21 protein-coding genes and 1 pseudogene are annotated in these 26671 nt (G+C 37.9%); 16 read left to right on the top strand and 6 right to left on the bottom strand.

The window, feature by feature from the left end; all coding sequences use genetic code 11:
- The first annotated feature begins 278 nt into the window (after nucleotides 1-278).
- On the top strand, nucleotides 279-2270 hold the full coding sequence (locus ACE1CA_RS16120) for an N-6 DNA methylase (RefSeq protein WP_413281985.1): 1992 nt from the start codon (nucleotides 279-281) through the stop codon (nucleotides 2268-2270).
- Here ACE1CA_RS16120 and ACE1CA_RS16115 read toward each other — a convergent pair whose 3' ends face one another.
- Nucleotides 2271-2447, bottom strand: a complete 177-nt coding sequence (locus tag ACE1CA_RS16115; protein WP_413281984.1) for a hypothetical protein — start codon at nucleotides 2445-2447, stop codon at nucleotides 2271-2273.
- A 264-nt stretch (nucleotides 2448-2711) separates the two neighbouring features.
- Between ACE1CA_RS16115 and ACE1CA_RS16110 the strand changes: the two genes are divergently transcribed.
- Entirely contained in the window at nucleotides 2712-4352 is a 1641-nt protein-coding gene (locus ACE1CA_RS16110) for an RluA family pseudouridine synthase (protein ID WP_413281983.1), read from the top strand.
- An 8-nt stretch (nucleotides 4353-4360) separates the two neighbouring features.
- Here ACE1CA_RS16110 and ACE1CA_RS16105 read toward each other — a convergent pair whose 3' ends face one another.
- Nucleotides 4361-5155: a tryptophan-rich sensory protein gene (locus ACE1CA_RS16105; RefSeq protein ID WP_413281982.1), complete on the bottom strand. Its 795-nt coding sequence runs from the start codon at nucleotides 5153-5155 to the stop codon at nucleotides 4361-4363.
- Between the two features lie 167 nt (nucleotides 5156-5322).
- Here ACE1CA_RS16105 and ACE1CA_RS16100 point away from each other — a divergent pair, with 167 nt between their 5' ends.
- The 6 genes from ACE1CA_RS16100 (at nucleotide 5323) to ACE1CA_RS16075 (ending at nucleotide 13512) form a co-directional block, all read left to right on the top strand.
- Nucleotides 5323-8382, top strand: coding sequence for an ATP-binding protein (locus ACE1CA_RS16100; RefSeq protein WP_413281981.1), 3060 nt, complete (start codon nucleotides 5323-5325; stop codon nucleotides 8380-8382).
- Nucleotides 8383-8521: 139 nt separating this feature from the next.
- A complete protein-coding gene (locus ACE1CA_RS16095; RefSeq protein WP_459563740.1) occupies nucleotides 8522-10264 on the top strand; it encodes an ABC transporter ATP-binding protein in 1743 nt (580 codons plus the stop codon).
- A gap of 102 nt (nucleotides 10265-10366) precedes the next feature.
- Nucleotides 10367-10630, top strand: a complete 264-nt coding sequence (locus tag ACE1CA_RS16090) for an AbrB/MazE/SpoVT family DNA-binding domain-containing protein (protein ID WP_413281979.1) — start codon at nucleotides 10367-10369, stop codon at nucleotides 10628-10630.
- Complete coding sequence (locus tag ACE1CA_RS16085; RefSeq protein ID WP_413281978.1) at nucleotides 10617-11006, top strand: type II toxin-antitoxin system VapC family toxin; 390 nt, start codon at nucleotides 10617-10619, stop codon at nucleotides 11004-11006. Before ACE1CA_RS16090 ends, ACE1CA_RS16085 begins: the two co-directional genes overlap by 14 nt.
- A 9-nt stretch (nucleotides 11007-11015) precedes the next feature.
- A complete protein-coding gene (locus ACE1CA_RS16080; RefSeq protein WP_413281977.1) occupies nucleotides 11016-12800 on the top strand; it encodes an ABC transporter ATP-binding protein in 1785 nt (594 codons plus the stop codon).
- Between the two features lie 61 nt (nucleotides 12801-12861).
- Nucleotides 12862-13512 (top strand): NAD(P)H-dependent oxidoreductase, encoded by a 651-nt coding sequence (locus tag ACE1CA_RS16075; protein WP_413281976.1) that lies wholly within the window; start codon nucleotides 12862-12864, stop codon nucleotides 13510-13512.
- Nucleotides 13513-13566: 54 nt separating this feature from the next.
- Here the strand turns inward: ACE1CA_RS16075 and msrB are convergent, their stop codons facing one another.
- Nucleotides 13567-13986, bottom strand: a complete 420-nt coding sequence (msrB, locus tag ACE1CA_RS16070; protein WP_413281975.1) for a peptide-methionine (R)-S-oxide reductase MsrB — start codon at nucleotides 13984-13986, stop codon at nucleotides 13567-13569.
- A 258-nt stretch (nucleotides 13987-14244) separates the two neighbouring features.
- A complete protein-coding gene (locus ACE1CA_RS16065) occupies nucleotides 14245-15318 on the bottom strand; it encodes a class I SAM-dependent methyltransferase (RefSeq protein WP_413281974.1) in 1074 nt (357 codons plus the stop codon).
- 310 nt (nucleotides 15319-15628) lie between these two features.
- Here ACE1CA_RS16065 and ACE1CA_RS16060 point away from each other — a divergent pair, with 310 nt between their 5' ends.
- The 3 genes and pseudogenes from ACE1CA_RS16060 to ACE1CA_RS16050 form a co-directional block, all read left to right on the top strand.
- Nucleotides 15629-16345 carry a RibD family protein gene (locus ACE1CA_RS16060; protein WP_413281973.1) on the top strand — a complete coding sequence of 239 codons (717 nt, stop codon included), beginning with the start codon at nucleotides 15629-15631 and terminating at the stop codon, nucleotides 16343-16345.
- A 10-nt stretch (nucleotides 16346-16355) separates the two neighbouring features.
- Complete coding sequence (locus ACE1CA_RS16055) at nucleotides 16356-16925, top strand: GNAT family N-acetyltransferase (RefSeq protein ID WP_413281972.1); 570 nt, start codon at nucleotides 16356-16358, stop codon at nucleotides 16923-16925.
- Nucleotides 16910-17026, top strand: a pseudogene (locus ACE1CA_RS16050) (glutathione S-transferase family protein); the annotation flags it as partial. The gene ACE1CA_RS16055 and the pseudogene ACE1CA_RS16050, both read left to right, overlap by 16 nt.
- Nucleotides 17027-17166: 140 nt before the next feature.
- Here ACE1CA_RS16050 and ACE1CA_RS16045 read toward each other — a convergent pair.
- Together ACE1CA_RS16045 and ACE1CA_RS16040 are read right to left on the bottom strand one after the other, a co-directional pair.
- Nucleotides 17167-17625 (bottom strand): pentapeptide repeat-containing protein, encoded by a 459-nt coding sequence (locus ACE1CA_RS16045; RefSeq protein ID WP_459563739.1) that lies wholly within the window; start codon nucleotides 17623-17625, stop codon nucleotides 17167-17169.
- 227 nt (nucleotides 17626-17852) lie between these two features.
- On the bottom strand, nucleotides 17853-18335 hold the full coding sequence (locus ACE1CA_RS16040) for a GNAT family N-acetyltransferase (protein WP_413281969.1): 483 nt from the start codon (nucleotides 18333-18335) through the stop codon (nucleotides 17853-17855).
- A 79-nt stretch (nucleotides 18336-18414) separates the two neighbouring features.
- Between ACE1CA_RS16040 and ACE1CA_RS16035 the strand changes: the two genes are divergently transcribed.
- The 5 genes from ACE1CA_RS16035 to ACE1CA_RS16015 all read left to right on the top strand — a co-directional run bounded on the left by ACE1CA_RS16035 (nucleotide 18415) and on the right by ACE1CA_RS16015 (nucleotide 26656).
- Entirely contained in the window at nucleotides 18415-19794 is a 1380-nt protein-coding gene (locus tag ACE1CA_RS16035) for a glycoside hydrolase 100 family protein (protein ID WP_413281968.1), read from the top strand.
- A gap of 23 nt (nucleotides 19795-19817) precedes the next feature.
- Complete coding sequence (locus tag ACE1CA_RS16030) at nucleotides 19818-20381, top strand: COP23 domain-containing protein (protein ID WP_413281967.1); 564 nt, start codon at nucleotides 19818-19820, stop codon at nucleotides 20379-20381.
- Between the two features lie 12 nt (nucleotides 20382-20393).
- Nucleotides 20394-22073, top strand: a complete 1680-nt coding sequence (locus ACE1CA_RS16025; RefSeq protein ID WP_413281966.1) for a WD40 domain-containing protein — start codon at nucleotides 20394-20396, stop codon at nucleotides 22071-22073.
- Between the two features lie 185 nt (nucleotides 22074-22258).
- Nucleotides 22259-25480: a CHAT domain-containing protein gene (locus tag ACE1CA_RS16020; RefSeq protein WP_413281965.1), complete on the top strand. Its 3222-nt coding sequence runs from the start codon at nucleotides 22259-22261 to the stop codon at nucleotides 25478-25480.
- 57 nt (nucleotides 25481-25537) lie between these two features.
- Nucleotides 25538-26656 carry a trans-sulfuration enzyme family protein gene (locus ACE1CA_RS16015; RefSeq protein ID WP_413281964.1) on the top strand — a complete coding sequence of 373 codons (1119 nt, stop codon included), beginning with the start codon at nucleotides 25538-25540 and terminating at the stop codon, nucleotides 26654-26656.
- Nucleotides 26657-26671: the final 15 nt, after the last annotated feature.

Below are 26671 nucleotides of genomic sequence, written 5' to 3'. Positions count from 1 at the left end.
GTAAATTGATTTTTTATTGTTTGTGAGAAATGCGGGTAAAGTGTTACTTTGCTAAAAAAGGACAATTAAAATGTTAAATCTCCCACATGAAGCCGAATAGTGTTAAAATGGCTGAAAGCGTTATTTTGCAAGGGTTACAAGCTTGTAAACTTGGACGACATTAATTAGTTAAGACGACAAATAATTTGTTAACCGACAGTTGTTGTCGAATAACACATTATTTGTCGTCGTTAACAGATTGATGTTATTAAAATCGATCATGTAAATGTAAATAAACTATGCCAAAACGTTCAGTCAAAGCCGATGTGAGGCAATTATCATTATTTCTGGGAATAGGCACACCTAAAGAAATATTCAGAAACCTTCGTAATTATTTAGCTGGGCAGTTTGTTGGCGCAACTCGTGATGAAACTCTTTTAGATGAGCTTCTGAAATGTTTATTCTGCAAGCTTTACATCGAGTTAGGGCTTGCTTGTGCGCCTCAAGCTGAGATGAATTCCGTAGATTATGTAAACACAATTCGGGCTGTTTTTACCCAAGTTCGCGAAGATTTTCCCGATATTTATGACTCAAATTCGGAAATTATTTTAGATACGGAAGCAATTTATAGAGTTGTTAGCGATTGTTCTTTTTCGTTGATTGATGGAACAAGTGATGCGATCGCTGATGCCTTTGAAGTTTTTGTCGGAAGTGAATCACGAAGTCGTTCCGGTCAATTTTTTACCCCTCGTTCTGTTACTGATTTACTAGTAAAAGCAGTCGCTCCAAAACCAGGAGAATCAATCATCGATCCTGCTTGTGGTGCTGGAGGTTTTTTGACTTCAGTCGCTCGTTACTGGTATCAACAAGGAATGTCTACATCAGAAATTTCTCACTTTGCTACTGAGAATTTTTGGGGAATTGATAAAGACGAATATTTAGTTAATCTGGCAAAACTTCACATCTCCCTATTAACAGGCGGACATCCAAATATTTTATGTGGAGACAGTCTGGCATTACAAAACGGTCTTTCTCTAATTCGGAACAAAGCAGAAAGTGAAGGTTTTGATGTGGTTTTAGCTAATCCACCTTTTGGGGTTCGCATTGTTGCCGCTAAACCTGAAGTATTAGAAGAATTTCAATTAGCTCGGAAATGGAAATTCTATTCCCAACTGGACAAATGGTGTCCGACAACAGAAGTTAGAAGCCAAGTACCTCCACAGGTTTTGTTTGTGGAAAGATGTCTGTCTTTGTTGAAAGAAGGGGGAAGAATGGGTATAGTTCTTCCTGAAAGCATTTTGTCTAATAAGTCTTACAGATACGTGGTTGAGTATATTTTAGAAAAGAGTAATATTCAAGCTGTAATTGGGATGCCTGAAGCATTATTTAAAACTTCAGGTAAAGGAGGTACACATACAAAAACTTGTCTTTTAGTTGCTGAAAAAAAGGGTAAAGATTCACAGCAAAATAATTTGATTTTTATGGCTGAGGCTAAGTGGTGTGGTCAAGATTCTCGCGCCAGAACTATTCCTAATAATGATTTACCTAAAATTGCGGAAAATCTGAAACTTTTGCAAGAAAATCAACCTTTTACTAAATCTCCTCTGGGTTTTTTGGTCGATGCTGATTCAGTTCAATCAAATGTATTATGTCCGAGATATTACGATCCCCAAGTTAATGAAAATTTAGCATCTTTAGAAAACACTCATACCTTATTGACCTTTGGGCAACTTGTGAAAGATGGAATTTTAAAGGTGTCTACAGGTGATGAACTGGGTAAACTTTCTTATGGTACTGGCGATATTCCATTTATCAGAACTTCTGACATTAGTAACTGGGAGTTAAAGGCAGATCCTAAGCATGGAGTTGACCGAAAAATATTTGAATCTTTTAAAAGAAAGCAAGATGTTCAAGTGAATGATATTTTGATGGTTAAAGATGGTAGTTATTTGATTGGGACTTGTGCGATCGTCACTGAGTACGATCGAGAAATAATTTATCAAAGTCATTTATATAAAATTCGGACAATGGCGAATAATTTAGGTTTAAATCCATTTCTATTGTTAGCTATTCTGAGTTCGCCAGTTGTGCAACGTCAAATAAAGTCTAAGCAATTCACACAAGACATTATTGATAGTCTTGGGGAAAGAATTAATGAACTTATTCTACCAATTCCTAAATCTGAGGAATTGTGTCATGAAATTACAGAAATGGTGAAGAAAGTTATTAGCGATCGTGTAGAAGCAAGAGAACTTGCCAAAAAAGCTAGGTTAGCTGTTGCAGGTTTGTAATTATACCAAGCCTTCATTCTCATAGTTTTGAGCAATTCGCTTTAGTAAATTTCGGACTTCTTCCAAGCTCATACTGCCTTGAATCCTGTGTTCTTGAGTGAGTCCAGCACGCTCTCGTGCTTCACGCAGTAAATTCAGAAAGCATTTGTAATCTTCTGAAAAGAGAGATTTTTTCATCCCCCCTCCTGTTTCTCTAGAAGAAGGGTATAGTCGATTTTAGAATAGTCCAAAATCGACTATTTGACTATCTTGATTTTGTGCGAAGATGCGATCGCTACAAACAAACATTGTCAAGGTTGGAAACGCAAACAATTGAGCGATCGCACCCTCATAAATCCTCTAAGTTAGCTTCTATTAAATTTTGCCGTTGTTTAACATTTTTGATCGCTTTCCCTACCACCCGATCTAAACTATTATTACTTAGCTGTCACACACTGTTATATGGTAATTCTTCATCAACTTGCCGATTTTACACATAGCAATTTCGCTGTCAGTGATTCATCTATTAGTTATTGGTATCAAGGATATTGTTCTCAAACTGGGGATTTATTGAAGTTACCTCGCACGCCGTTAGCGGAAGCGATCGCCAAAAGTTTAATGCAACAATTGAAGACAGACGATCGCTTTTCTCGTGAAGGCAAAATGTATGGCATATTAATCGTAGAATTATCCAATAACAAACTAGGAGTTTTAAAAGCTTTTTCGGGACTTCTTAATGGTTGTAGTCTGGTAGAAGGTTGGGTTCCACCTATTCCGGGAAGGGAGGAATTATTATTAGAAGAAAGTTGCACTTTAGAGCAATTGTCAGAAATTAAAAATGAATTAATTAGGCTGAAGCAACTCCCGGAAAGACAAGAGTATGAAAGGTTGTTTGGTGAATTTGAGGGGAAGTTGGGGGAAATGTGCGATCGTCACCAACAAACTAAACAACAACGCCAAGAAAAACGCCAACTTCTCTGCCAAACTCTCACCGGAGAAGCACTAAACCAAGCTCTAGAAGAACTCAATAATCAAAGTCGTTTAGAAGGAATTGAAAAACGACAATTCAAACACCAAAGAGATGCTGTTTTACAACCAATTAAACAGTTAATTACTCAAGCTGATGCCCAAATTCGGGAATTAAAAAAGCAGCGTCAAGAACTATCTCGTCAATTACAAACACAAATGCACGCTGTTTACTCCTTAACTAATTTTTCGGGAAAATCTCTCACTTTACAACAATTAATACCGGGAGGTTTACCCACTGGAACGGGTGATTGTTGCGCCCCAAAACTTTTACATTATGCTGCAACACATAATCTAAAACCTTTGGCAATGGCTGAGTTTTGGTGGGGGAAAAGTTCTGTGAATGGGGATAAAATTGCTGGGGAATTTTATGGTGCTTGTTTAGAACGCTGTCAGCCATTAATGGGTTTTTTGCTATCGGGAATGACTCCCGGAAAAGCAAGGGAAAATTTAGAGATTCTTTACGAAGATGAATGGTTAATTGTTGTAAATAAACCTGCGGGATTACTTTCTGTACCAGGACGTTACAGCTATAACCAAGATAGTGTAATTAGTCGGTTGCGTCAACTGTTACTAGATGGAATGATGCTGACTGCTGTGCATCGTTTAGATCGAGAAACTTCGGGAGTTTTGTTGTTAGCACGTTACCGAGAAAGTTATCGCCTTTTGAGTCAACAGTTTGAGCAAAGACAAGTTCGGAAAGTTTATGAAGCTGTGCTTTCTGGTGTTTTGTTAATTGACAAAGGTGCGATCGAGTTACCGCTTTGGGGAGATCCAGAAAATCGCCCGTTTCAGACAGTTAATTGGCAATATGGTAAAGCGAGTGTAACTCATTTTCAGGTGATTTCTAGGGAAGGGAATTACACTCGCATCGAGTTTTTTCCGGTGACAGGACGTACTCATCAAATTAGGGTTCATGCTGCTGATTCTCAGGGGTTAGGAATGGCGATTTTAGGCGATCGACTTTATGGCTGTAATGCTAATGTAAATCGTTTACATTTACACGCCAAAGAAATTTGTTTTCAGCATCCCCATTTAAGAAAGAGTTTATCTATTCAAACAAAAACTCCTTTTTGAAATATTATTTATGAACTAACTTCCATAGAATTTGGAAGTTCTTTGAAGGTAATTAGTAGCGCTACTAAGATCATCGCACTGACTAACGCAGTAATCCAAATTACAGGATTAGCAAAATTACGCACAGCAATTGCTACATAAGCCCAAACATACACTAATATAAAAGCAATATCTCCTCTTTGGATAGCAACAATAGCAGCAATAACTGTACCGATAATCAGCATAATTGCAGTCCATCCAGTATCATTAATCCCCCATCTGTCCCAATCTGAAATGTAAAGCGATGAAGCAATATTTACAATTGTTGCTACAGAAATCCAAGCTAGATAAATACTAAAGGGAATTTGGGCAAACCATCTTCTTTCGCGTGATACTTGAAATCTGCTACTTCTTAATAGCAAATAAATTCTAATTAATGGCAAGAGAATAATTAACATTGCCACTACGGAAAGCCAAAACAACTGCAAAGTAAACAAATATACCCAAAAAATTTGCGCTAAACTGGCAAGAATTACTAAAGCATTAACTTGTTGGATGGTAGATCTCCAACGCTGGGAAGGACGAAATTGATAAAAACTGTAAGCGATTAATCCTAAGTAAATTAATCCCCAAATGGCAAAGGCATAATTGGCAGGAATTATGAGTACACCTTGTAAAATTGTGTTGGCAATTTCCCCAATATTTTTGCCTTCTGGAGGGAAGAAGTTTGATAGGATGTTAACAATCAAGGTGGCAAAGATGGCGATTAGAGTGGCGATCGCTAATCCCAACCCCGAATTAGTTTCTTGTCTCGATGCGTTCATAAGTTTGATTTACTAATTAGACTAGGAATATTTTAGTTTAGCAAATTGGCGATCGTCCCATTATCTGGCAAACAACCGCTTAATTTTCTGGTACGATTAGCTAAGTATTAATTATGATAAGCCCAATGTCACAATAGAACAGGTAAAGTATATTTGTAAGCAGGAATATGAAATTACAGCTACGCTCAATCTTAATTGTTCCTTTTGTATTGCAAATCTTTGCCGCAGTGGGATTAACGGGATGGCTTTCCTTACGCAACGGACAAAGGGCAGTGAATGATTTGGCAACCCAGCTACGGGGTGAATTAGCCAAACGTATTCAACAAACTATGAATACTTATTTAGAAACTCCCCATCTAGTGACAAAGATTAATGCCGATGCGCTACGTCTTGGGGTATTGAATGTTAATGATTTTCCTAGTTTAGAACGTTACTTTTTTTCCCAAATACAGCAGTTTAATAAAGTTAGTAATGTTGCCTTGGCGACGGAACAGGGAGAATATGTTGGAGTGACAAGACAGGCAAATAATTCTTTTATTTTAGAAGTATCCGATCGCAGAACAGGTTACAACTACAACACTTGGAGAGTAGATAAACAAGGTAAACGTTTAAAACAATTAGAACGAGTGCCAAATTATGACCCTCGACAACGTGATTGGTATAAAACAGGCGCTAAAGCAAGAAAACCAATTTGGACGGACATATACACATATATTGAAAACCAACAATTAGCAATCACAGCCGATCGTCCCCTTTATAATTCCCAAGGAAAGTTAGTGGGAATTATGACAGCAGATCTTATTTTGTCGCAGATAAGTGATTTTTTAAGAAGTTTGCAGATTGGCGAAACTGGACAAGCTTTTATTATGGAACGTTCAGGTTTATTGGTGGGAACTTCCAGCAATGAAAAGCCGTTTCGCAAGCATCAGGGGAAAGTCGAACGTTTAAAGGCATGGGAAAGTCGCGATCCTTTAACCAAAGGAACTGCTCAATATTTACTAAAAAACTTTGCAGACTTGAAACAAATTCAAGGGATACAACAATTGGATTTTAAAATGGGGAGCGATCGTCTATTTTTAGAAGTCCTACCCTACAAAGATAAATTTGGTTTAGATTGGCTAATCGTAATTGTTGTGCCAGAAAAAGACTTCATGGCTCACATTAACGCCAATACCCGCATCACAATCTTACTTTGTTTCGCTGCTTTGGTTATTGCTACTATGCTAGGAATTTACACCTCACGTTGGATTTCTAAACCAATTTTATGTCTCGTCCAATCCGCAGAAGCAATGTCCAAAGGAGATTTAGATCAACAAGTTTCAGGGGGAAAAATTGCGGAACTTAACACTCTTGCTAGTGCCTTTAATCAAATGGCAATTCAACTAAATGAATTGTTTCATACCCTAGAGCAGCGAGTACAAGAACGCACAGAAGCTTTGCGTATTAGTCAAGAACGTTTGCAATTAGTCAATAAAAGTGTCAATGATGGTATTTGGGATTGGGATATTTCCACCAATCAAGTTTATTTAGCTCCTCAGTGGAAAATGATGTTAGGCTACTCAGACAGCGAAATTCCTAACGAATTTTACAGTTGGGAAAATTTAGTTCATCCCGATGATTTACCAGAGGCAAAAAGCGCAATTCAAGACCATCTAGAGGGTAGAACAGAAAACTTTCATATTGAATTTCGGATGCGTCATAAACAGGGTCATTATCTGTGGATTTTGTCCCGTGCCAAAGTAGTAGTGCGAGATAATAGCACAGGTAAACCGATACGTATGGTAGGGTCACATACGGATATTAGCGATCGCAAACAAACCGATCTAGAATTGCAAAAAGCCAAAGAAGCCGCAGATAAAGCCAATCAAGCCAAAAGCGAATTTTTAGCCAATATGAGCCACGAATTACGCACACCTTTAAACAGTATTCTTGGCTATGCTCAAATCATGCAAAGATCTGATAATCTGAATCAACATTACAAAGGAATTAAAGTAATTGAACAAGCAGGAAATCATTTACTGACTTTAATTAACGATATTCTTGATTTGGCGAAAATCGAAGCTCGAAAAATGGAATTACTTCCCAAAAATTTGCATTTTCATTCTTTTTTATTTGGGGTAGTTGAAATCGCTAAAATTAGGGCGGATAACAAAAATATTGTTTTCCATTTTGTGGAAGTAGAAAACTTGCCAAATGGGGTAATTGCTGATGAAAAACGACTGCGGCAAGTCTTACTTAACTTATTAGGAAATGCGATTAAATTTACTGATAGCGGTAGCGTTACTTTTAAAGTGGAAGTTTTAAAGCAACAAGCAAATACTAGTAAAATCCGCTTTACTATTCAAGATACAGGCATCGGTATGAGTCCTGAACAATTAGCTAAAATCTTTTTGCCATTTGAACAAGTTGGTTCTCAATATCGACGCGCCGAAGGAACAGGATTAGGGCTAACTATCTGTAGTCAAATTGTTGCCATGATGGGCAGTAAAATTCAAGTCAGCAGTCAATTAGGAGTGGGAAGTATTTTCTGGTTTGACGTAGATTTACCTTTGTCTAATGAATGGATAAATACTGCTGCTTCATCGGAAAAAGGTAAGATTATTAATTACGAAGGTGAACGGAAGAAAATTTTAATTGTTGATGATAAAGAAGTGAATCGAATGGTGATAGTAGAATTTTTAAAGCCTTTGGGATTTTTGATAGCAGAAGCGGAAAATGGACGAGAGGGGTTAACAAAACTCGCAGAATTTGCAGCAGATTTAATTATCACCGATATTGCCATGCCGGAAATGAATGGTTATGAATTTGTGCGAGAAATCCGTCAATTATATCCGCAAAAATTACCAGTGATAGCATCGAGTGCCAGTGTATCGCAGTCAGATCAAAGTTTAGCGATCGCCTCTGGATGCAATGACTTTTTGGAAAAGCCTATTGACCTAGAAAAATTACTCATTTTTTTGCAAAAATATCTGAATTTGCAGTGGATTTATGAAAATAAAGAAACCGAAACTCAACCGGAACAACAAGAGATTATTTTCCCGACTTCAGAGGAGTTGAAAACTCTTTATAAAGCAATTAAAATTGGGGATATTACGGCAGTGGAAGAGGAAGCAAAACGATTGGCACAAATGAATTCACAGTATCAAGATTTTCGCGCTCGCATCCTGAGTTTAGCCGCCGAGTTTGATGAGTCTGGTATTATCAAATTAATCGAGTTTAGGAGATAGCTTATTTTTTGAATGAATTAAGAAAAGGAGCAACAATAAGTTTGAAATTTGAGTTTCGCTGTTGTTTAATAATTAAACTATAAATAAGGTTACAAAGGTGACTCCATTGCAGCAACCAGAAATTCAGGATAATTCTTCAATGCTACCACTCCAGCGAGTGCTAGGAAGGCTCAGCAATTATCGTTGGACTGCATTAGCAGCATTACTTAGTTCGTTACTTTTAACAGGTGCTTATGCGGTAACTCCGCAACTATTTCGCTGGGCGATCGATGAGGGCATTACCAAAACCAACCTGAAAGTTATATTTTACAGTGCGGCATGGATGGTTGTGGCAGCGATCGCGCGCGGTTTGTTTAATTTCGGGCAAAGTTTTTGGGCAGAAATGGCATCTCAGGGAGTTGTTTACGATTTGCGAAATCAGATTTTTAGTAAAATTCAAAACCTGAGTTTTAGCTATCACGATCGAGCGCAAACTTCTCAATTATTAACTCGTGTTACCAGCGATATTGAACAAATTCGCAGTTTTTTAAGTACCAGCTTAATGCAGGTAATTAGTGGTTTAGTCACCTTAGTTACTATTGCTATAATCTTGTTATTAATGAATTGGGAATTAGCATTAATTACTTTAACAGTTATCCCCATGTCAGGATGGCTGATGGTGCGATTTCTATTAATAAATAGCAAATTGTTCGGACAAATACAACAACAATTGGGAAATCTTAACACCGTATTGCAAGAAAATTTATTCGGTGTGCGAGTGGTGAAAGCATTTGTTAGGGAATCAGCAGAAACTCAGCGTTATACAACGCTCAACAATGTTTTGCTGAAAACCAATATGAAAACTATTTTCGCCATTCGTAATACTTTCCCATTCATCTTTTTGTTGAGTAATTTAGTTTCAGTAGTGGTGATTGGTTACGGCGGGATAGCAGTAATTAAAGATAGATTTTCTATTGGCGAATTAGTGGCATTTAACTCTTATTTACTGTTAATTTTGCAACCAGTTTTGTTAATTGGTTTTGCGGCTCCAGCGATCGCCGGAGCAGCTGCATCTGCTCAAAGAGTTTATGAAGTAGTAGATGCAAAAATTGAAATTCGCGACCGCCCCAACGCCATACCATTTGAAACTTGTGGTGGCAGAATTACCTTTGAAAATGTTTCTTTCCGCTACCCTGGAGCGACTACAGAAGCTTTAAAAGGTATTTCTTTTGAAACCAAACCTAAAGAATTAATCGCTATTTTAGGCATGACTGGTTCGGGGAAAAGTACAATTATTAACTTAATTCCTCGATTTTATGATGTAACTTCCGGTGCAATTCGCATTGATGGGCGAGATGTGCGAGATTTTAGTTTAGTCAGTTTGCGATCGCACATTGGTATTGTCTTTCAAGAAACCACATTATTTTCTGGTACGATTCGGGAAAATATTACTTATGCTAATCCTCATGCCACAATGGAACAAGTAATTGAGGTGGCGAAAACTGCTCAAATTCACGATTTTATTGTGAGTTTACCTGATGATTATGAGACAATTGTTGGCGAAAGAGGTGTAGGTTTATCGGGTGGACAAAAGCAGAGAATTGCGATCGCTCGTACCTTACTAACAAATTACAGCATTCTGATTTTAGATGACAGCACTTCGGCGGTTGACGCAAAAACTGCGGCGCAAATTCAAGAAGAACTCGATTATTTAATGCGGAAAAAAACCTGTACAGCTTTTGTCATTGCTCAAAGAATTAGTACCGTGAAAAATGCCGATCGCATTTTATTAATGGATAAAGGAAGATTAGTAGCACAGGGAACTCATGAAGAATTAATGAGAACTAGTCCGTTATATGGAGCAATTTTAGAATCTCAGGTGAAGCTACCAATAAAAACATAAATTCTTTCAAAGAAAGTCTTTTTAGGCATATCATAGAAAAGTGCGAAATCAAGAATGTTAAAATCTGGACATCTACATTGAAAGTTTGAGGCTTCTATTTACATGGAAACGACCGAATTATCAGCAGAAGGAAAAGTGTTAATTCCCCAATCTTTACGGGAAGCCCATCAATGGAAATCAGGACAAGAACTGATTGCAATTAAAATTGGAGATGGAATTTTACTCAAACCTAAAAAGCCATTTCCAGAAACATCATTGCATGATGTTGCAGGCTGTTTAAAGTATCAAGGATTACCTAAAAGTTTGGAAGATATGGAAAATGCCGTAGCTCAAGGAATAGAGGAGTTATGGCATGATCGCAGTTGATACTAATGTTGTGATTAGGCTGTTAACTCAGGATGATGAATCACAGTTCAATAAAAGTGTAGAACTTTTCAATTCTCAGGATATCTTTATTCCTGATACCGTAATTTTGGAAATTGAATGGGTACTACGTTTTGCTTACAAATTTAAACCATCTGAAATTTGTACAGCTTTGAGAAACTTGTTTAGTTTGCCAAATGTTTATGTGACAGATGCAAATTTGATTGTACAAGTTTTAAAATGGCATGAAAATGGTTTAGATTTTGCTGATGCTTTTCATTTAGCTCATACTCAGAATTACCCTGAATTCTACACATTTGATGAGAACTTTGTGAAAAAAGCAGTAGGATTGACGCAGTGTGTTGTTAAAAACTTATGAGGAATTAGGATGAGAAGTCCCAGTCCAATTGTTGCATCCGAGCAAAAAGCAACTGAGCAATCAAAAACGTTAAAGCGTTTTTTGCAGTACTTCCGACCCTACAGTAGAGATATTACCATTGCACTAATTTTTGTATCGATCGGTGCGTCAACACAATCAATTGGCCCTTTCTTAATTGGTTGGTCAATCGATAATTTAATTGCCAAAGGAAATGTACGCGGATTGTTCTTAACATTAGGAATATTGGTATTTATTTACATTTTAGGTATCGCTGCAATTCGAGAGCAAATTATCAGAGTAGGCTGGACTATGCAACGACTACTCGCGCAATTGAGACAAGATATTTTCCTGAAAATTCAGAGTTTACCAGTGAGTTTTTTCGATCGCAGCGAAGCAGGCGATTTAATGAGTCGTTTGCTCAATGATGTCAACACAGTTAATCAGGCATTTGGGGCAACAGTTGCTCAAATGTTGGGCAACTTATTGAGCTTACTTGGCATTATTATTGCCATGTTTGCTATTAACTGGAGACTGGCATTGTTGAGTAATTTAGTTGTACCTTTAATGATTTTCACTACAGGGTTTTTCTCCCGTTGGGCAAGAAGCAAATTTCGCACCACCAGAGAAACAATTGGCGAACTTTCTACTAAATTAGAAGAAGGAATTACCAGTGTTCGAGAAGCTCAAGCTTTCAATCGCATTAACCTAAATATTAAGGAATTTGCCGAATTAAATGCAGCTAATCGTGATGCCAATATTCAAGCAGTAGCAATTACCTCTGCCTTTTTACCTTCAATTGATTTTCTAAACACTTTAGCCACTGCCGCAGTGTTAGCTTATGGTGGTTATTTAGCGTTAACTGGTGCTGCTACTGTGGGAGTTGTAACTGCTTTTTTAATCTACGTGCAGCAGTTTTTTCGCCCCATTCAAATACTCAGTCAATTTTACACTCAAGCTCAATCTGCAATGGCAGGATTGGAGCGAATTTTCTTTTTGTTAGACGAACCAGCACAACTTCAAGATGCCCTTAATGCTGGGGAAATGCCAGCAATTAAAGGTGATGTTAAATTTACAGATGTCACTTTTGGTTATACCCCTAATCAACTAGTCCTTAAAGGAGTCAATTTACAGGCTAAACCGGGAGAAACGATCGCTCTAGTTGGGCCAACAGGAGCCGGAAAAACCACAATTATTAACTTAATTTTGCGGTTTTATGATGTTACTGATGGAGCCGTAAAAATTGATGATATTGATGTCAGAAGCGTGACTCAGGCGAGTTTACGCCGTCAAATGGGGATTGTTTTACAAGATAATATTTTGTTTAGCGGTACTGTGGCAGAAAATATCGCTTTTGGTTGTCCGAATGCCACGCAAGCTGACATTGAAGCTGCTGCACAATTAGCCAACGTGCATGAATTTATTACCTCATTATCTCAGGGATATATGACACAATTGGGCGAAAGAGGTGCGCCTTTAAGTCAGGGACAAAGACAGTTAGTTAGTATTGCTCGTGCGGTATTAATTAATCCGCGAATTCTGATTTTAGATGAAGCTACTAGTAGTATTGATACTAGAACCGAAGCGCTGGTGCAAGATGCGATCGCACGCCTACTAAAAGGACGTACCAGCTTTGTCATTGCTCACCGTTTGAGTACCGTAACTAACGCAGATCAAGTATTAGTAATTCAACAAGGAGAAATTGTCGAACGGGGAACTCACCAAGAACTCATAGCGCAACAGGGAGTTTACGCTAATCTCTATGCTTTGCAATTGGGGGCAAATTCTAATCGATAGCTCTTGCTTTTTTAGGGGGGTTATCTACTATAATCTAGTTAACTTTACAAAACTAAACATCATGATTAGTACTGTAGTTGCTCCCGATCAGGTAATCCAACAACTAAATTGGCGTTACGCTACCAAAAAATTCGATCCGAACAAAAAAATTCCTGCTGAAATTTGGAAAACCCTGGAACAAAGCTTAGTACTAGCACCTTCCTCTTTTGGGTTACAACCTTGGAAGTTTTTCGTAGTAAATAATCCCGAACTTCGCCAACAATTAGTCGAACATTCTTGGGGGCAAACACAGGTTGTTGATGCTTCTCATTTGGTAGTATTGGCAATTAAAAAAGATATAATTGCTGCTGATGTAGACCATTACATAGAACGCATGGCTGAAGTCCGTCAAGTGCCTGTAGATTCTTTGCAAGGGTTCAGCAATGTAGTTAAAAATTTCCTGAATAATCCTCCTGTTGGTCTTAATGAATGGTCTGCTAGACAAGTTTACATTGCGTTAGGTCAATTAATGACTTCTGCGGCAATCTTGGAAATTGATACTTGTCCGATGGAAGGATTTAATCCTGCTAAATACGATGAATTGTTAGGATTAAACGAGCAGGGATATTCAGCAGTTGTAGTTTGTCCGTTGGGTTATCGTGCAGCAGATGATAAATATGCTGTCATGCCAAAAGTGCGTTTTCCTACTGAAGAAGTAGTGCAGTATATTTAAGCAAAAAATATTGTAGAGACGTTTCATGAAACGTCTCTACGATTTTCAATTATTCTAGTCAGAACTTTGTTCGGGAATGAATTTTAATGATACTCCATTCATGCAGTAACGCAGACCTGTAGGCTTTGGGCCATCATTAAATACGTGACCTAAATGCCCACCGCAGCGGCGACAATGAACTTCAGTTCTGGTCATGAAAAGTGAGCGATCGGTAGATGTTTCGATCGCACCATCGATCGGAGCAAAAAAGCTAGGCCAACCAGTACCACTGTTGAATTTAGTATCGGAAGTAAACAGGGGTAACTCACAACCAGCACAGACAAAAGTACCTTTCTCATAAACTTTATCTAATGGACTGGTGCCTGCTCTTTCCGTGCCATGTTTCCGCAACACATTAAACTGTTCGGGCGTTAAGATTTCCCGCCATTCTTGTTCGGTTTTAGTAACTTCAAATTCTTGGTTGGATGTGGTCATGGTATTTAGGGCAAAGTTAGTAAATTAAGCACTTGGCTTATGTTTCTATCTTCACTTTACCTTAAATTTAATAAAATTTCAGGAGCTAATTTTACCCTCAGACTGATTCAATTGGGGAATTTGAGAGGAGAAATTTTTGAGATCTGTTAGGGAAAAAACTTGGCTACTATTTAAGAGTTGAGATTGACTTTTATTCAAACTCTGACGGCGCAGTGCCAAGGTACAAACTTTGCACATTGTAGGAAAACTCAGTAAATTTCAATCCTTTCTGACTATGTAGTAGTCGTTTTGCAAGTCATGTTCTAATTGTTTGATTTCTACAAGAGTAAATCCCGCATCAGCTAACATTTGCAAAGCTTTTTGTTGACCCCAAACTGTGCCTAATCCCATGCCACCCTCTGCCAAAGAAACTGTCATGCAGTGCATACAGGAAATAGTGTAAAGAAATGGGGCAATTGGATGCTCTAAGTTATCGTTTACTTCGGTTGCTGCGTGGATATCTTGCATCAAATAAACGCCATCAGGACGCAAGGCTTTTTGGATGTTACGCAAAACTAGATCGGGTCTTGCTTGGTCGTGAATTGCGTCAAATGTGGTAATTAAATGATAGCGATCGCTTTCGTCAAAAGTAGCAGCATCTTTAATTTCAAAGCGAACATTAGTCAAATTTTGTTGTTGAGCTTCGGCGGTAGCAATGGCGATCGCTTCTGCCGAAAAATCATATCCCCAAAATCGACTATTAGGGAATCTCTGCGCCAATTTATTCATCGCTCGACCGCTACCACAACCAACATCTAACACATTAATTCCCTTTTCCAAATCTTCCACTAACCCAGGAATTAACGGCAAAATATAATCTTCTAAAGCAGCTACCACCGTTTGTCCGCTTTCTTCCGCCATGACTTCATGAAAGCGTTTATATTCCGAATAGGGTACACCACCACCTTTGGAAAAACAATCTACAATTTTGTCCTCTACTGCTCCTAATACAGAAATAAATTGGGTAATCGGAGCCATATTATTTCCGCCTGCCGATCTAGTTAGAAATGCTGAGTGTTCTGGAGGCAAAAAATAAGTCTGATTAACAGGATTGTAATCAATTAATTTTCCTGTCACCATTGCGCCTAACCATTCGCGCACATACCTTTCATTTAATCCTGCCGCATCAGCAATTTCTTGACTAGTAGCAGGTCTTAATTCTGCTAAAGTATCAAACAATTTGGTACGATGACCGATCGAAATCATCAGCGCCAGTGCGCTATCATTGAGGACATTAAGTATGCGATCGGTAAATATTTCTGCTTTCGTTTCGTCAAAAGTTTGTGTTGCCATAATTATTTAGTCCTGTTTCCCGCAACATTGACAAATGGAATTAAGCGATCGATAATCGCTAGGAAGAGAAGTAATTAATGGTGATTTTTGACTATTGTTATTACTTCGCTCTGGAGATTCCTAAAGGTTAGGTAACAGTCGGGAAGAAGTAGGGAAGATGTAAAGTTAAAAATAGCGATCGTATTGGATAAACACTGAGTTAATTAAGTAACAATTATCACTTAAATATTTTTTTACCCCCTCTACATTTTAGGCATAAATTTTAGATAATCAATTTAATACTGATGGAATTACAAATTAATACATAGCTATGGCATTAGAAGATAACACAACTGAGAATTCACTGTTAATTCACCGACCCCATACAGTAGTGGTCTTAGCGATGAGTGCTGATGGAAAAATTTCCGATGTAGCTCGGTCTCCAGCGGGTTTTGGTTCGCCCGCAGACCAAAAGCATTTGATGGAGCAGGTGGCTCAAGCAGATGGTCTTTTGTGGGGTGCAAGGACTCTCCGCGTCGATGGAAATGCTGAATCGGATGTCAATTCTACCGAACTTGGACAACAGCAAAATCAGAAAAAATCTTCCTCCCCAGTGCAAATTATTTGCACTAGATCTGGTGAAATCGATCCAAAACTAAAGTTCTTTCAACAGCCGGAAAAACGCTGGCTGCTTACTACTAGTCAAGGTGCGAAAAACTGGCAAAATCGCTCAGAATTTGAGCGCATTCTAGTAGCAGAAACAGAAACCGGAGCGATCGATCTAGTCAAAGGTTTAGAAGAGTTAGCCAGCCTGAATATAAAATCCCTAGTCGTATTGGGTGGAGGCGAATTGATTGCATCTTTGTTAAAAGTAGACTTAATTGATGAGTTTTGGTTAACTGTTTGTCCTTTTATTTTTGGCGGTGCAAAGGCACCTACTCCGGTAGATGGTGAAGGATTTTCTTTGCAAACATCTCCCCGTTTAGAGTTATTGAGTGTGGAAAGAGTTGCCGAAGAAATTTTTATTCACTACCGTGTAAAACGCTAATAGCAATTGGATGTCAAATCAAGAAAAACAACAGCCAACTATTCACACAGAACGATTAGTTTTGCGCCCTTTTCAGCTAACTGATGCACCAGAAGTACAAAGGTTAGCAGGCGATCGCGTGATCGCATCTTTTACCCTATCAATTCCCCATCCTTATGAAGATGGGATGGCTGAAGATTGGATTAAAACCCATCCAAAAAATTTGGCAGAGGGGAAAGAAGTTGTTTTTGCGATCGCATTTCCTGAAACTAATATGTTATGCGGCACAATTGGTTTAGCAATAAATCGAGAGCATAATCGTGCTGAATTAGGTTATTGGATTGGTAAACCTTTTTGGGGAAATGGTTATTGCACAGAAGCAGCTTTAGCTGTAGTAAAATACGGCTTTGAATCTTTGGGATTACATCGCATTCATTCTGCCCATTTTTCTAGTAATCCGGCTTCTGGTAGAGTGATGCAAAAAATTGGAATGCGTTACGAAGGTTGTCTGCGTCAACATATTTTGAAATGGGGAAATTTTGAATATCTTGTAAAATATGGGATTCTTAAAAATGAGTGGAAAAACTTTTGGATTATTTAGAAGCGAAATATCCCACACCATCTTTGATGCCGCAAGAAGCTCAAGCATTAGCTAAAGTTCGCATGGTAGAAATGATTACTGTCAATGAAATTCAACCCGCAACTCCAAGCCGCACTTCCCCGAATCAAAAAGATTTTAGCAACTCGCTAATTGAAAAGTCTGTTGTAACGACTTTAGTCGTTTCTTTAATTAAACAGAATCACTAAAGTCATCACAACGGACTTAGGAATTTAATTGTATTTTAAGGCCAACCTTGATAATCTTCTAAATCTTCTCCACCAACACCGATCGCTGTGTTAAAGATAGTGGCATCAGTAATGTTCAAATCATTCATAGAAGCGCCAAAAACATTCGCGTCATTAATGGTAGCTTGGGCAAAGTTTACACCATCAAGATTAGTTTGGCGCATATCGGCATTGGTAAGAAAAGCCTGAGTCAAGTTAGCGCCCATTAAATTAGCGCCAGATAAGTCGGCTCCTTCTAAATTAGCACCTTTGAGATTAGCACCTTTAAGATTAGCTTCTCTTAAATCAGCACCAATTAAATAAGCGTTACTCAAATCTGCTCCTGACAAATCGCAACCGGAACACTCCCTAGTTGACAGTAATTGTTGGACATGAAGCGGATTAAAAGCCAGCACAGGGCCAGTCAAAAATAGGGGTGCGAGTAGGTTTAAAGTCGCTAAATGAAAGAGTCTCATCATCTTCCCCCTTAATCCAAAATAGGGTTTACTAAATTTCCTCACTCTTCTATTCTGTCACTAAATCGATTTGTGGTGTTGATCTTTCTCACAAATTTAATGTGACAGCAGAAGGACTGTACCATTGATCTATTACACTAGGTTTGTGTGTGTTAGATCGCTATTAATTTTAGATTTTAGATTTGATTCCAAACATCTATCTGGTTGCTTAGACTAGTAAAAGGATATTAACGTCGAGAGGCAGATGGTAGGATAGTTTTTTCCATTTTGAATCGTTCAAATTGTGTATTTTTGCGATCGACTATTTCCATTTCAATCACCCAGAAACCCATTTTTAAGAAGAAATGTTTCGAGATGTGACTAGCTTCGGTGTGTAGACGTTCTACATTTTGAGCGATCGCATAATCTTCTAATTGCTGATAAATCTTTGTGGCATAACCTTTTCGGGCAACACGAGTAGCTGTATAAATAAAAGCAATATGATTTAATGGATTTAATTGCCCAAAAGCTACCAATTCTTCTTCATCAAGTCCCACTATGGTTAAACCTTGACCCAGCAAATGGCGAAATTCTTCTAAGTCTTCGGGGTATGATGACCACACTTCGATTTGTTTGGCATTATAAGCTGTTGCACCGATGCCAATTACAGCATCTCGATAGATTTTTACTAAGCTTTCTGCATCTGATGGCTGATATTCTCGAATTAACATTGTAGTTACCTAGTTTGTTGTCAGCACTTCATAAACTTCTATAATGATTTTAATTATGTAATTTAGTGAGGGATGAGAATTGAGCGACAAAACTTTAGTAGAAGAAGCATGGATAGCGTTGGAAAAGTCAATTATTTATTATCAAGGACGACCAATTGGTACGATCGCAGCTTGCGATCCAGATATTGCTGCATTAAATTACGACCAATGTTTTATTCGTGATTTTATTTCTTCCGCATTGCTTTTTTTAATTAAAGGCAGAGGTGATATTGTACGTAATTTCTTAGAAGAAACTTTGAAATTACAGCCGAAAACAACGCAGTTAGATTCCTCAAAACCTAGTCGGGGTTTAATGCCAGCTAGTTTTAAAATTGTTGTAGCTAATGGGAAAGAATATTTAAAACCTGATTTTGGCGAACACGCGATCGGTCGAGTTGCACCCGCTGATGCTTGTTTGTGGTGGATTATTTTATTACGGGCTTATGTAATTGCTACTGATGATGTTTCTTTAGCTAAAAGAGAGGATTTTCAAGAGGGAATTCGCTTAATTTTGCAAATTTGTTTAGTGACTCGATTTGATATGTATCCTATGGTATTAGTTCCTGATGGCGCTAGTATGATCGATCGGCGCATGGGATTATACGGGCATCCTTTAGATATCCAATCATTATTTTATGCTGCACTTCGCGCCAGTTTGGAACTTCTAATTCCTCATGAAGAGAATCAGACAATTATTAAAGCAATCCATTCTCGTTTACCTGCTTTACTAAAGCAATTGCGAGAAAATTATTGGTTAGATATCGATAGATTGAATGTAATTTATCGCTATCAAGTTGAAGAATACGGAGAACAAGCCCTCAATCAATTTAATATTTATTCTGACTCAATTCCCTTTTATAAATTAGCCAAATGGTTGCCGGAAGCAGGGGGTTATTTAGCTGGAAATTTAGGCCCTTCGCAATTGGACAGTCGGTTCTTTGCTTTGGGCAATTTAATGGCAATTATTGTTTCTTTAACTGATGAAGAACAATCACAGAAAATTTTGAATTTGATTGAAATACGCTGGACTGATTTAATAGGTAATATGCCGATGAAAATATGTTATCCAGCTTTGGAGGATATAGAGTGGAGAATTGTTACTGGTGCCGATCCAAAAAATCGTCCTTGGTCATATCATAATGGTGGAAGTTGGCCTGTTTTACTTTGGATGTTAACAGCAGCAGCGAAAAAAATGGATCGAGGTGAATTAGCGCATCACGCGATCGCGATCGCGGAACGCCGCCTCTTGAAAGATCATTGGCCTGAATATTACGATGGTCAAGATGGTAGATTAATTGGTAAAGAAGCGAGGAAATTCCAAACTTGGACGATCGCAGGTTATTTACTAGCTAAGGAGTTGATTGCTAATCCCGATCACCTAAAATTAGTAACTTTTCCCTTTGAAAATGTATCAATCTAACAAGTTTACTGCTGTTTTAACTTATGAAAAATCTATCTTGGTTACAATTATCTACAGCGATCGCTTTTGTTAGTGCGATCGCTACACCTCAACCTAGCTTGGCACAAAATGTTACTTTTTTCTGCGGCACTAGCAATGGTTCTCCTGCTACTATTGCCCGGACTTCCACAGGAGAAGTACCGCTAATTATCTGGGATATTACTAACTCAGGTCAAGGAAGTAGTCCACAACAACGCTGCGAAGAAGTTGCCAGAAATTTTCAAAATTCTCGCTCTCAAGGCAACCTTAATTACATTACTACAGAGCGAAGAGATGGGCAATTAGTTGTCTGTTTTGCACCCCAAGAAAATGCACCTTGCAGTGGTGTATTATTTCCTTTAAATCCTACCGAGACGAATCCCAGAAACGCCTTACAAAGAATTTTTCGGATTCGGGTTGTTTCTAGTAAGCCAATTAATGAAACAGGCGATCGCGTTTACATTAGTTTAGATAAGTTTCTCAGCGGCGGATATCCCAGTTCAACTCCTAACAATAGACAAAATTCTCGCCCCCAATCTACTCCTAATTCTACTCCTACTCCCAAATGACGGTCAAAAATAATGAAACTTTATTATCAATTATCAGCAGCATTAGTTGGGGCAGCAATTGTAATTTCGCAGCCATTAATCGTAGTTTCGCAAAGTTCAGTAGACGAACAAGCGATCGCTAACATGGCGAAAGAAATTACAGTAGTAATTAACGGACAAAATCCCGGTTCCGGCGTAATTATTGCCAAACAAGGTAATACTTATTATGTACTCACTGCCAAGCACGTTATCGCCACTCAAGATGAATATGAAATTGTCACTTCTGATGCTGTTAAACACCCTTTAAATTACAGCAAAGTGCAAAAACTTTCTGGTGTTGACTTAGCTTTGGTGCAATTTACTAGTGATAAAAATTACCAAGTTGCTCAATTGGGAAATTCTACAAATATCACAGAAGGCGCAACAGTTTATATATCAGGTTGGCCTCATCCTGGGCCTGCAATGACCGCCAGAATTTATCAGATGACTAAAGGTAATGTTTCCGGTCGTCCGTTGGCAACTTTAGAAGATGGCTATGAATTGGTTTACACTAATGTTACTCGTTCTGGCATGAGTGGCGGCCCTGTTTTAGATACCCAAGGGCGCGTGGTTGGTATTCACGGTAGGGCGGAAGGAGAGGAGATTTTTAATCCTGACACTGGGCGAACAATTGATGTGAAATCAGGATTTAATTTAGCAATTTCAATTAACACATTCTTAAAAAGTGCTGCTCAAAATAAAATTAACCTAACTTATTTAGGAGATAATTTTACTTTAGTAAATACTTTGCTTGATACTAAAAAAGTTTTAGCAGTTGCTATTAGTTCAGATGGACAAACGATCGCCAGTGGTTTAGCAGATGGCAACATCAAATTATGGAACAAAAACACTGGTAAAGAATTGGGTACTTTCACAGGACATTCCGGTAGTATTCACTCCTTAGCTATTAGCGATGATGGTCAAATACTTGCTAGTGGTAGTCGGGATAAAACCATTAAAATTTGGAATATTCAAACCGGAAAACTGCTGCATACTTTAACAGAAACTTCCGGTTTAATTGTATCAGTTGCGATTAGTCCCGATGGACAAATGATTGCTAGTGGTAGCGTGGAAGATAAAGTGATTAGAGTTTGGAATTTGCGATCGGGGAAATTATTACACAGTTTAACCGGACATTCTTATCCAATTTGGTCGATCGCTTTTACTCCAGACAGTCAAACTCTTGTTAGCAGCGGTGTAGATCGAACTATTAAAATTTGGGACGTAAGCAAAGGTCAATTACTGCGTACTCTCACCGGACATTTAAACATTATTAGATCTGTCGCTGTTAGTCCTTACGGAACAGTTATTGCTAGTGGAACTTATAGTAATAAAGACGTTACTGGAGGAGTAAGTAGTACTGAAGATGACTCTACTATTAGAATTTGGAATCGCAATACTGGGGAATTATTACGGACTTTAAAAGGACATTCGGGAACTGTTTCTGCTTTGGCGATCGATCCCTTTGGACATATTCTTGCTAGTGGCAGTTATGATGGTACTATCAAAATTTGGAGCTTGCATACTGGACAATTATTACATACTTTAGAGGTTCGGAATCGCCAAGGATCTCCTGTGGAAGTGTTATCGATCGCTTTTGGCGGAGATGGGCAAACTTTGATTAGTGGTGGTACAGATGGAACAGTAAAAATTTGGCAATTAGCTAAACCTTAAAGAATATTTCGATATTACATCGTTGTTTTATTGGATTAAAATTTGGCGATCGCCCGGAGGTTAAATTTATCATTAAACTGCTTGCAAAAGTCTAAAATCTTGTTTTTTTACCACAAATATCCACAGATGAACACAGATGAACACAGATGAATACTAGAGATTTTCTATATTTTGCAAGAGTTATAATGCAGATAAAAAAAGACTGGAAAAAACTTTTTTTATCTGTAATTCTTTTGGTTGTACTACCTTTAACAACAAATCATTTAGTACAAGCGCAACAAACCGAAGTAAATCGATTATTTCAACAAGCGATCGAACAATATCAAACAGGTCAATTTTCAACCGCTTTACAAACTTACCAACAGGTTTTGCAATTGCAAACAAAATTGAATAATCAGGCGGGTATCGCTGACACTCTTGATAACATAGGTGAAGTTTATACAAGTTTAAGTGAATATAATCAAGCTTTAGATGTTTTACAACAAGCTTTATTAATTCGGAAAGAAATTAATGATAAAACTGGGATTGGCGAAACTTTAAATAATCTTGGTTTAGTTTATCGCTTGTTAGGTGAATATCCCAAAGCTTTAGAATTACATCAACAAAGTTTAGGCATTGCCAAACAAATTAGAAAACCTGCAATTGAAGGAGAAGCATTACACAATATTGCTGCTGTTTATGCGGCGCAAGGTGACTACAATCAAGCTTTAGAATTATATCAGCAGGCTTTAACTATTCGGCAACAAATTGGAGATAAACGAGACGAAGGACGTACTCTTAATAATATTGGCGCTGTATATTTTAGTTTAGGGGAATATCAGAAAGCAATTAATTACTATGAACAAGCTTTAGCGATTCGTAGAACGATTAAAGATCGTGCAGGTATTGGGCGAATCGTGAGTAATTTAGCTTTAGTTTATCGTCAGTTAGGTGAGAATGAAAAAGCTTTAGAATTTTATCAACAAGCTTTGCCAATTTTGCGGGAAATAGGTGATAAAGCTAGTGTTGGTAGTACCTTAAATGGGATGGGAATTATTTATGAAAATCAGGGAAATTATGAACAAGCTTTAGCAACTTATCAACAATCTTTAAAAATTGCTCAAGAAATTGGCGATCGCCCCCAAATAGGCAATACTTTAGATAACATTGGCGGAATCTTATATAGTCAGGGAAAGTATCCTCAAGCCTTGAAATCCTATCAGGAAGCCTTAACAATCAGACAGCAAATTGGTGATAGATCGGGTTTAGGAAATTCCTTAAATAATCTGGGTGGAGTGTACTTTAACTTGGGACAATATCCCGAAGCATTAAGGTTTTTGCAACAAGCTTTAACTATACGTCAGCAAATTGGGGATAAAGCGGGGGAAGGAAAGAATTTAGATGCGATCGGCAATATTTACGAACAACAAAAACAGTATAATCAAGCCTTAGAATATTATCGTCAAGCCTTAGCCATTTCTCAACAAATCCGCGACAAAGCAGCCGAAGCTAACACATTAGAAAATATAGGTAGTATCTACGCAGACTTAGGAAAATATTCCCAAGCAGAAAAACTTTTATCACAATCATTATCTCTGCATCAAACTATTGGTAACAAGGCTGGAGAAGGGCGAAATTTAAACAGTATCGCCAACGTTAAATTCAAATTAAAACAATATCCTCAATCTTTAGATAACTTACAAAAAGCATTAATTATTTTCCAAGAAGTAGGCGAAAAAAGCAGCGAAAGTATTACTTTAAGCAATATTGGCTATGTATTAGAACAACAAAATCAACCGACGTTAGCAATTGTTTTTTACAAACAAGCGGTTAATATTATAGAAGCAATTCGCAAAGATTTAAAAATATTATCAATTGAACAACAACAAGCATTTACCAACACAATTACTGACACCTATCGCAACTTAGCCAACTTATTGCTTAAACAAGATAGAATTCTCGAAGCACAACAGATTTTAGACTTACTCAAAGTGCAAGAATTAAATGATTATTTGCGAAACGTGCGCGGAAATGAACAAACAGCCAAAGGTGTTGATTTATTATCTCAAGAACAACAGATTACAGAAAAGTATAACCAAGCGGTAAAGCTGGGTAAAGAACTTATCCAATTACGCAACATTCCAGATAATCAAAGAACGCCACAACAACAACAAAGAATAGCTGAATTAGAGAAAATTCAACAACAAATTCGCGCCAATTTTAACGAGTTCATTCGTTCCCCAGAAATAGTTAACCTATCCCAAGAACTTAGTCGCACATCTAAAAGTCAAAATCTAGATTTACCAAATTTGAATCGATTACAACGTTCCTTACAACAATTACCCCAATCAACAGCAATTCTTTATCCGCTTATTTTAGACGATCGCATAGAATTAGTATTAGTTACAGCTTATTCTCCCCCAATTCGGCGTTCAATTCCTGTTAAACGTACACAATTAAATCAAGCACTTTTCGAGTTTCGCGGCGCATTACAAAACCCGGAAGTAGATCCTAAAATCTTAGCCAAACAGTTTTATGATTGGTTAATTAAACCAATAGAAACCCAACTTATTCAAGCCGAAACAAAAACCATTCTTTACGCCCCCGATGGACAGTTACGTTATATTCCTTTAGCCGCCCTTTTCGACGGAAAACAATGGTTAGTTCAGCGCTATCAAATTAGCAATATCACCGCCGCAAGTTTGAGTAACTTTAATGTTAAACCTAAACCTAATCCACGAGTTTTAGCAGCAGCTTTTAGCCAAGGAAACTATACAGTAAAGGCGGGAAATCGACAATTAGCTTTTTCAGGATTACCCTTTGCTGCACGGGAAGTAAAAAATTTAGCCGAAACCGTTCCTAATACTACTCAATTATTAGATAATAACTTTAGTCCCGCAACAGTAATTCCTCGTTTAAATGAATATAACATCGTCCATTTAGCGACTCACGCCGCCTTTTTAACAGGTTCGCCAGAAGACTCATTTATCTTATTTGGAAATGGTGAATTTGTGACTCTCAGAGATGTGGAAACTTGGTCACTTTCTAATGTAGATTTAGTAGTGTTGAGTGCTTGTGAAACTGCTGTGGGTGGAAAATTAGGAAATGGCGAAGAAATTTTAGGTTTTGGCTATCAAATGCAAATAGCAGGTGCTTTAGCTTCTATCTCCTCATTGTGGGCTGTTTCCGATGGCGGAACCCAAGCTTTAATGGACACATTTTATCATACATTAAAAACAGGAAATATTAGCAAAGCAGAGGCTTTAAGACGATCGCAAATTGCCCTAATTACTGGTACCTATCAACCATCAGTAAAACAACAATTACCGATCCAACCAGCCACCCCCAGCAACTTTGCCTCACAAAATATGGAACGCTTAAAACACCCTTATTATTGGGCAGCTTTTATTCTAATTGGCAACAATTAAAAAGGTCTGTTATAACGAGTTTAATCACTATCTTGTTAATATTCAGCATCAGTTACCATGCACATTGAAACATTAGCAATTCACGCCGGACATCAGATAGACTCAGCTACAGGCGCAGTAGTCACACCAATTTATCTTTCTACTACATTTGAGCGATCGTCAGATGGAACTTATCCCCAAGGTTATGATTATATTCGTAGCAATAATCCCAATCGAGAAGCTTTAGAAAAATGTGTTTCTCAGTTAGAAAATGGAGCAGTTGCAGCGGCTTTTGCTTCCGGTTCTGCGGCGACAATGAGCGTATTTCAAGCCCTTTCTCCGGGCGATCATGTCATCGCACCAAATGATATTTATTCTGGTACATATTTGCTGTTAAAAGATATCTTAGCACCTTGGGGATTAGCAGTAACTTTTACCGATTTAACTAATCCTAATTTAGTTGCCGAAGCAATTCAACCAAACACCAAATTAATTTGGATTGAAACTCCTTCCAATCCTTTACTAAAAATTACCGATATTCGCCAAATTGCTGAAATTGCTCATCAAACAAATGCTTTATGTGTTTGTGATAATACTTGGGCTTCTCCTATGGGGCAAACTCCTTTAAATTTGGGTGCAGATTTGGTGGTTCATGCTACTACTAAATATCTTGGTGGACATAGTGATGTTTTGGGAGGTGTAGTTATTAGTAAAACGGAAAATGAATTTTTTCAGAAAATTAGAAAAATTCAAAAAGTTGGCGGTGCGGTAGCTGCGCCCTTTGATTGTTGGTTAGTTATGCGGGGAATTCAAACTTTACCTTATCGAATGCGTGCCCATTCTGAAAATGCTCTCAAAGTGGCAGAATTTTTAACTAATCATCCCCAAGTAGAACAAGTTTATTATCCTGGTTTAAAACATCATTTAGGACATGAAATCGCCCTTAAGCAAATGCAACTTTTTGGGGGAATGATTTCTTGTCAAGTGAAAGGGGGAAAGGAAAAAGCTTTTGCTGTCGCTGCTAAGGTGAAAATTTTTACTAGGGCTACTAGTTTGGGCGGTGTGGAAAGTTTAATTGAACATCGCGCCTCGATCGAAGGAAAAGGCACAAAAACACCGGAAAATTTATTACGCTTATCTATCGGTTTAGAACATCCCGATGATTTAATTAACGATCTTGCTCAAGCTATGGAATGATTTTTAAACATGAGT

Source organism: Floridaenema evergladense BLCC-F167 (assembly GCF_041929205.2).
Classification (GTDB): Bacteria; Cyanobacteriota; Cyanobacteriia; order Cyanobacteriales; family Aerosakkonemataceae; genus Floridanema; species Floridanema evergladense.
The sequence above is the reverse complement of the archived record's forward strand: the minus strand, read 5'-3'. Positions and strand labels throughout refer to the sequence as shown.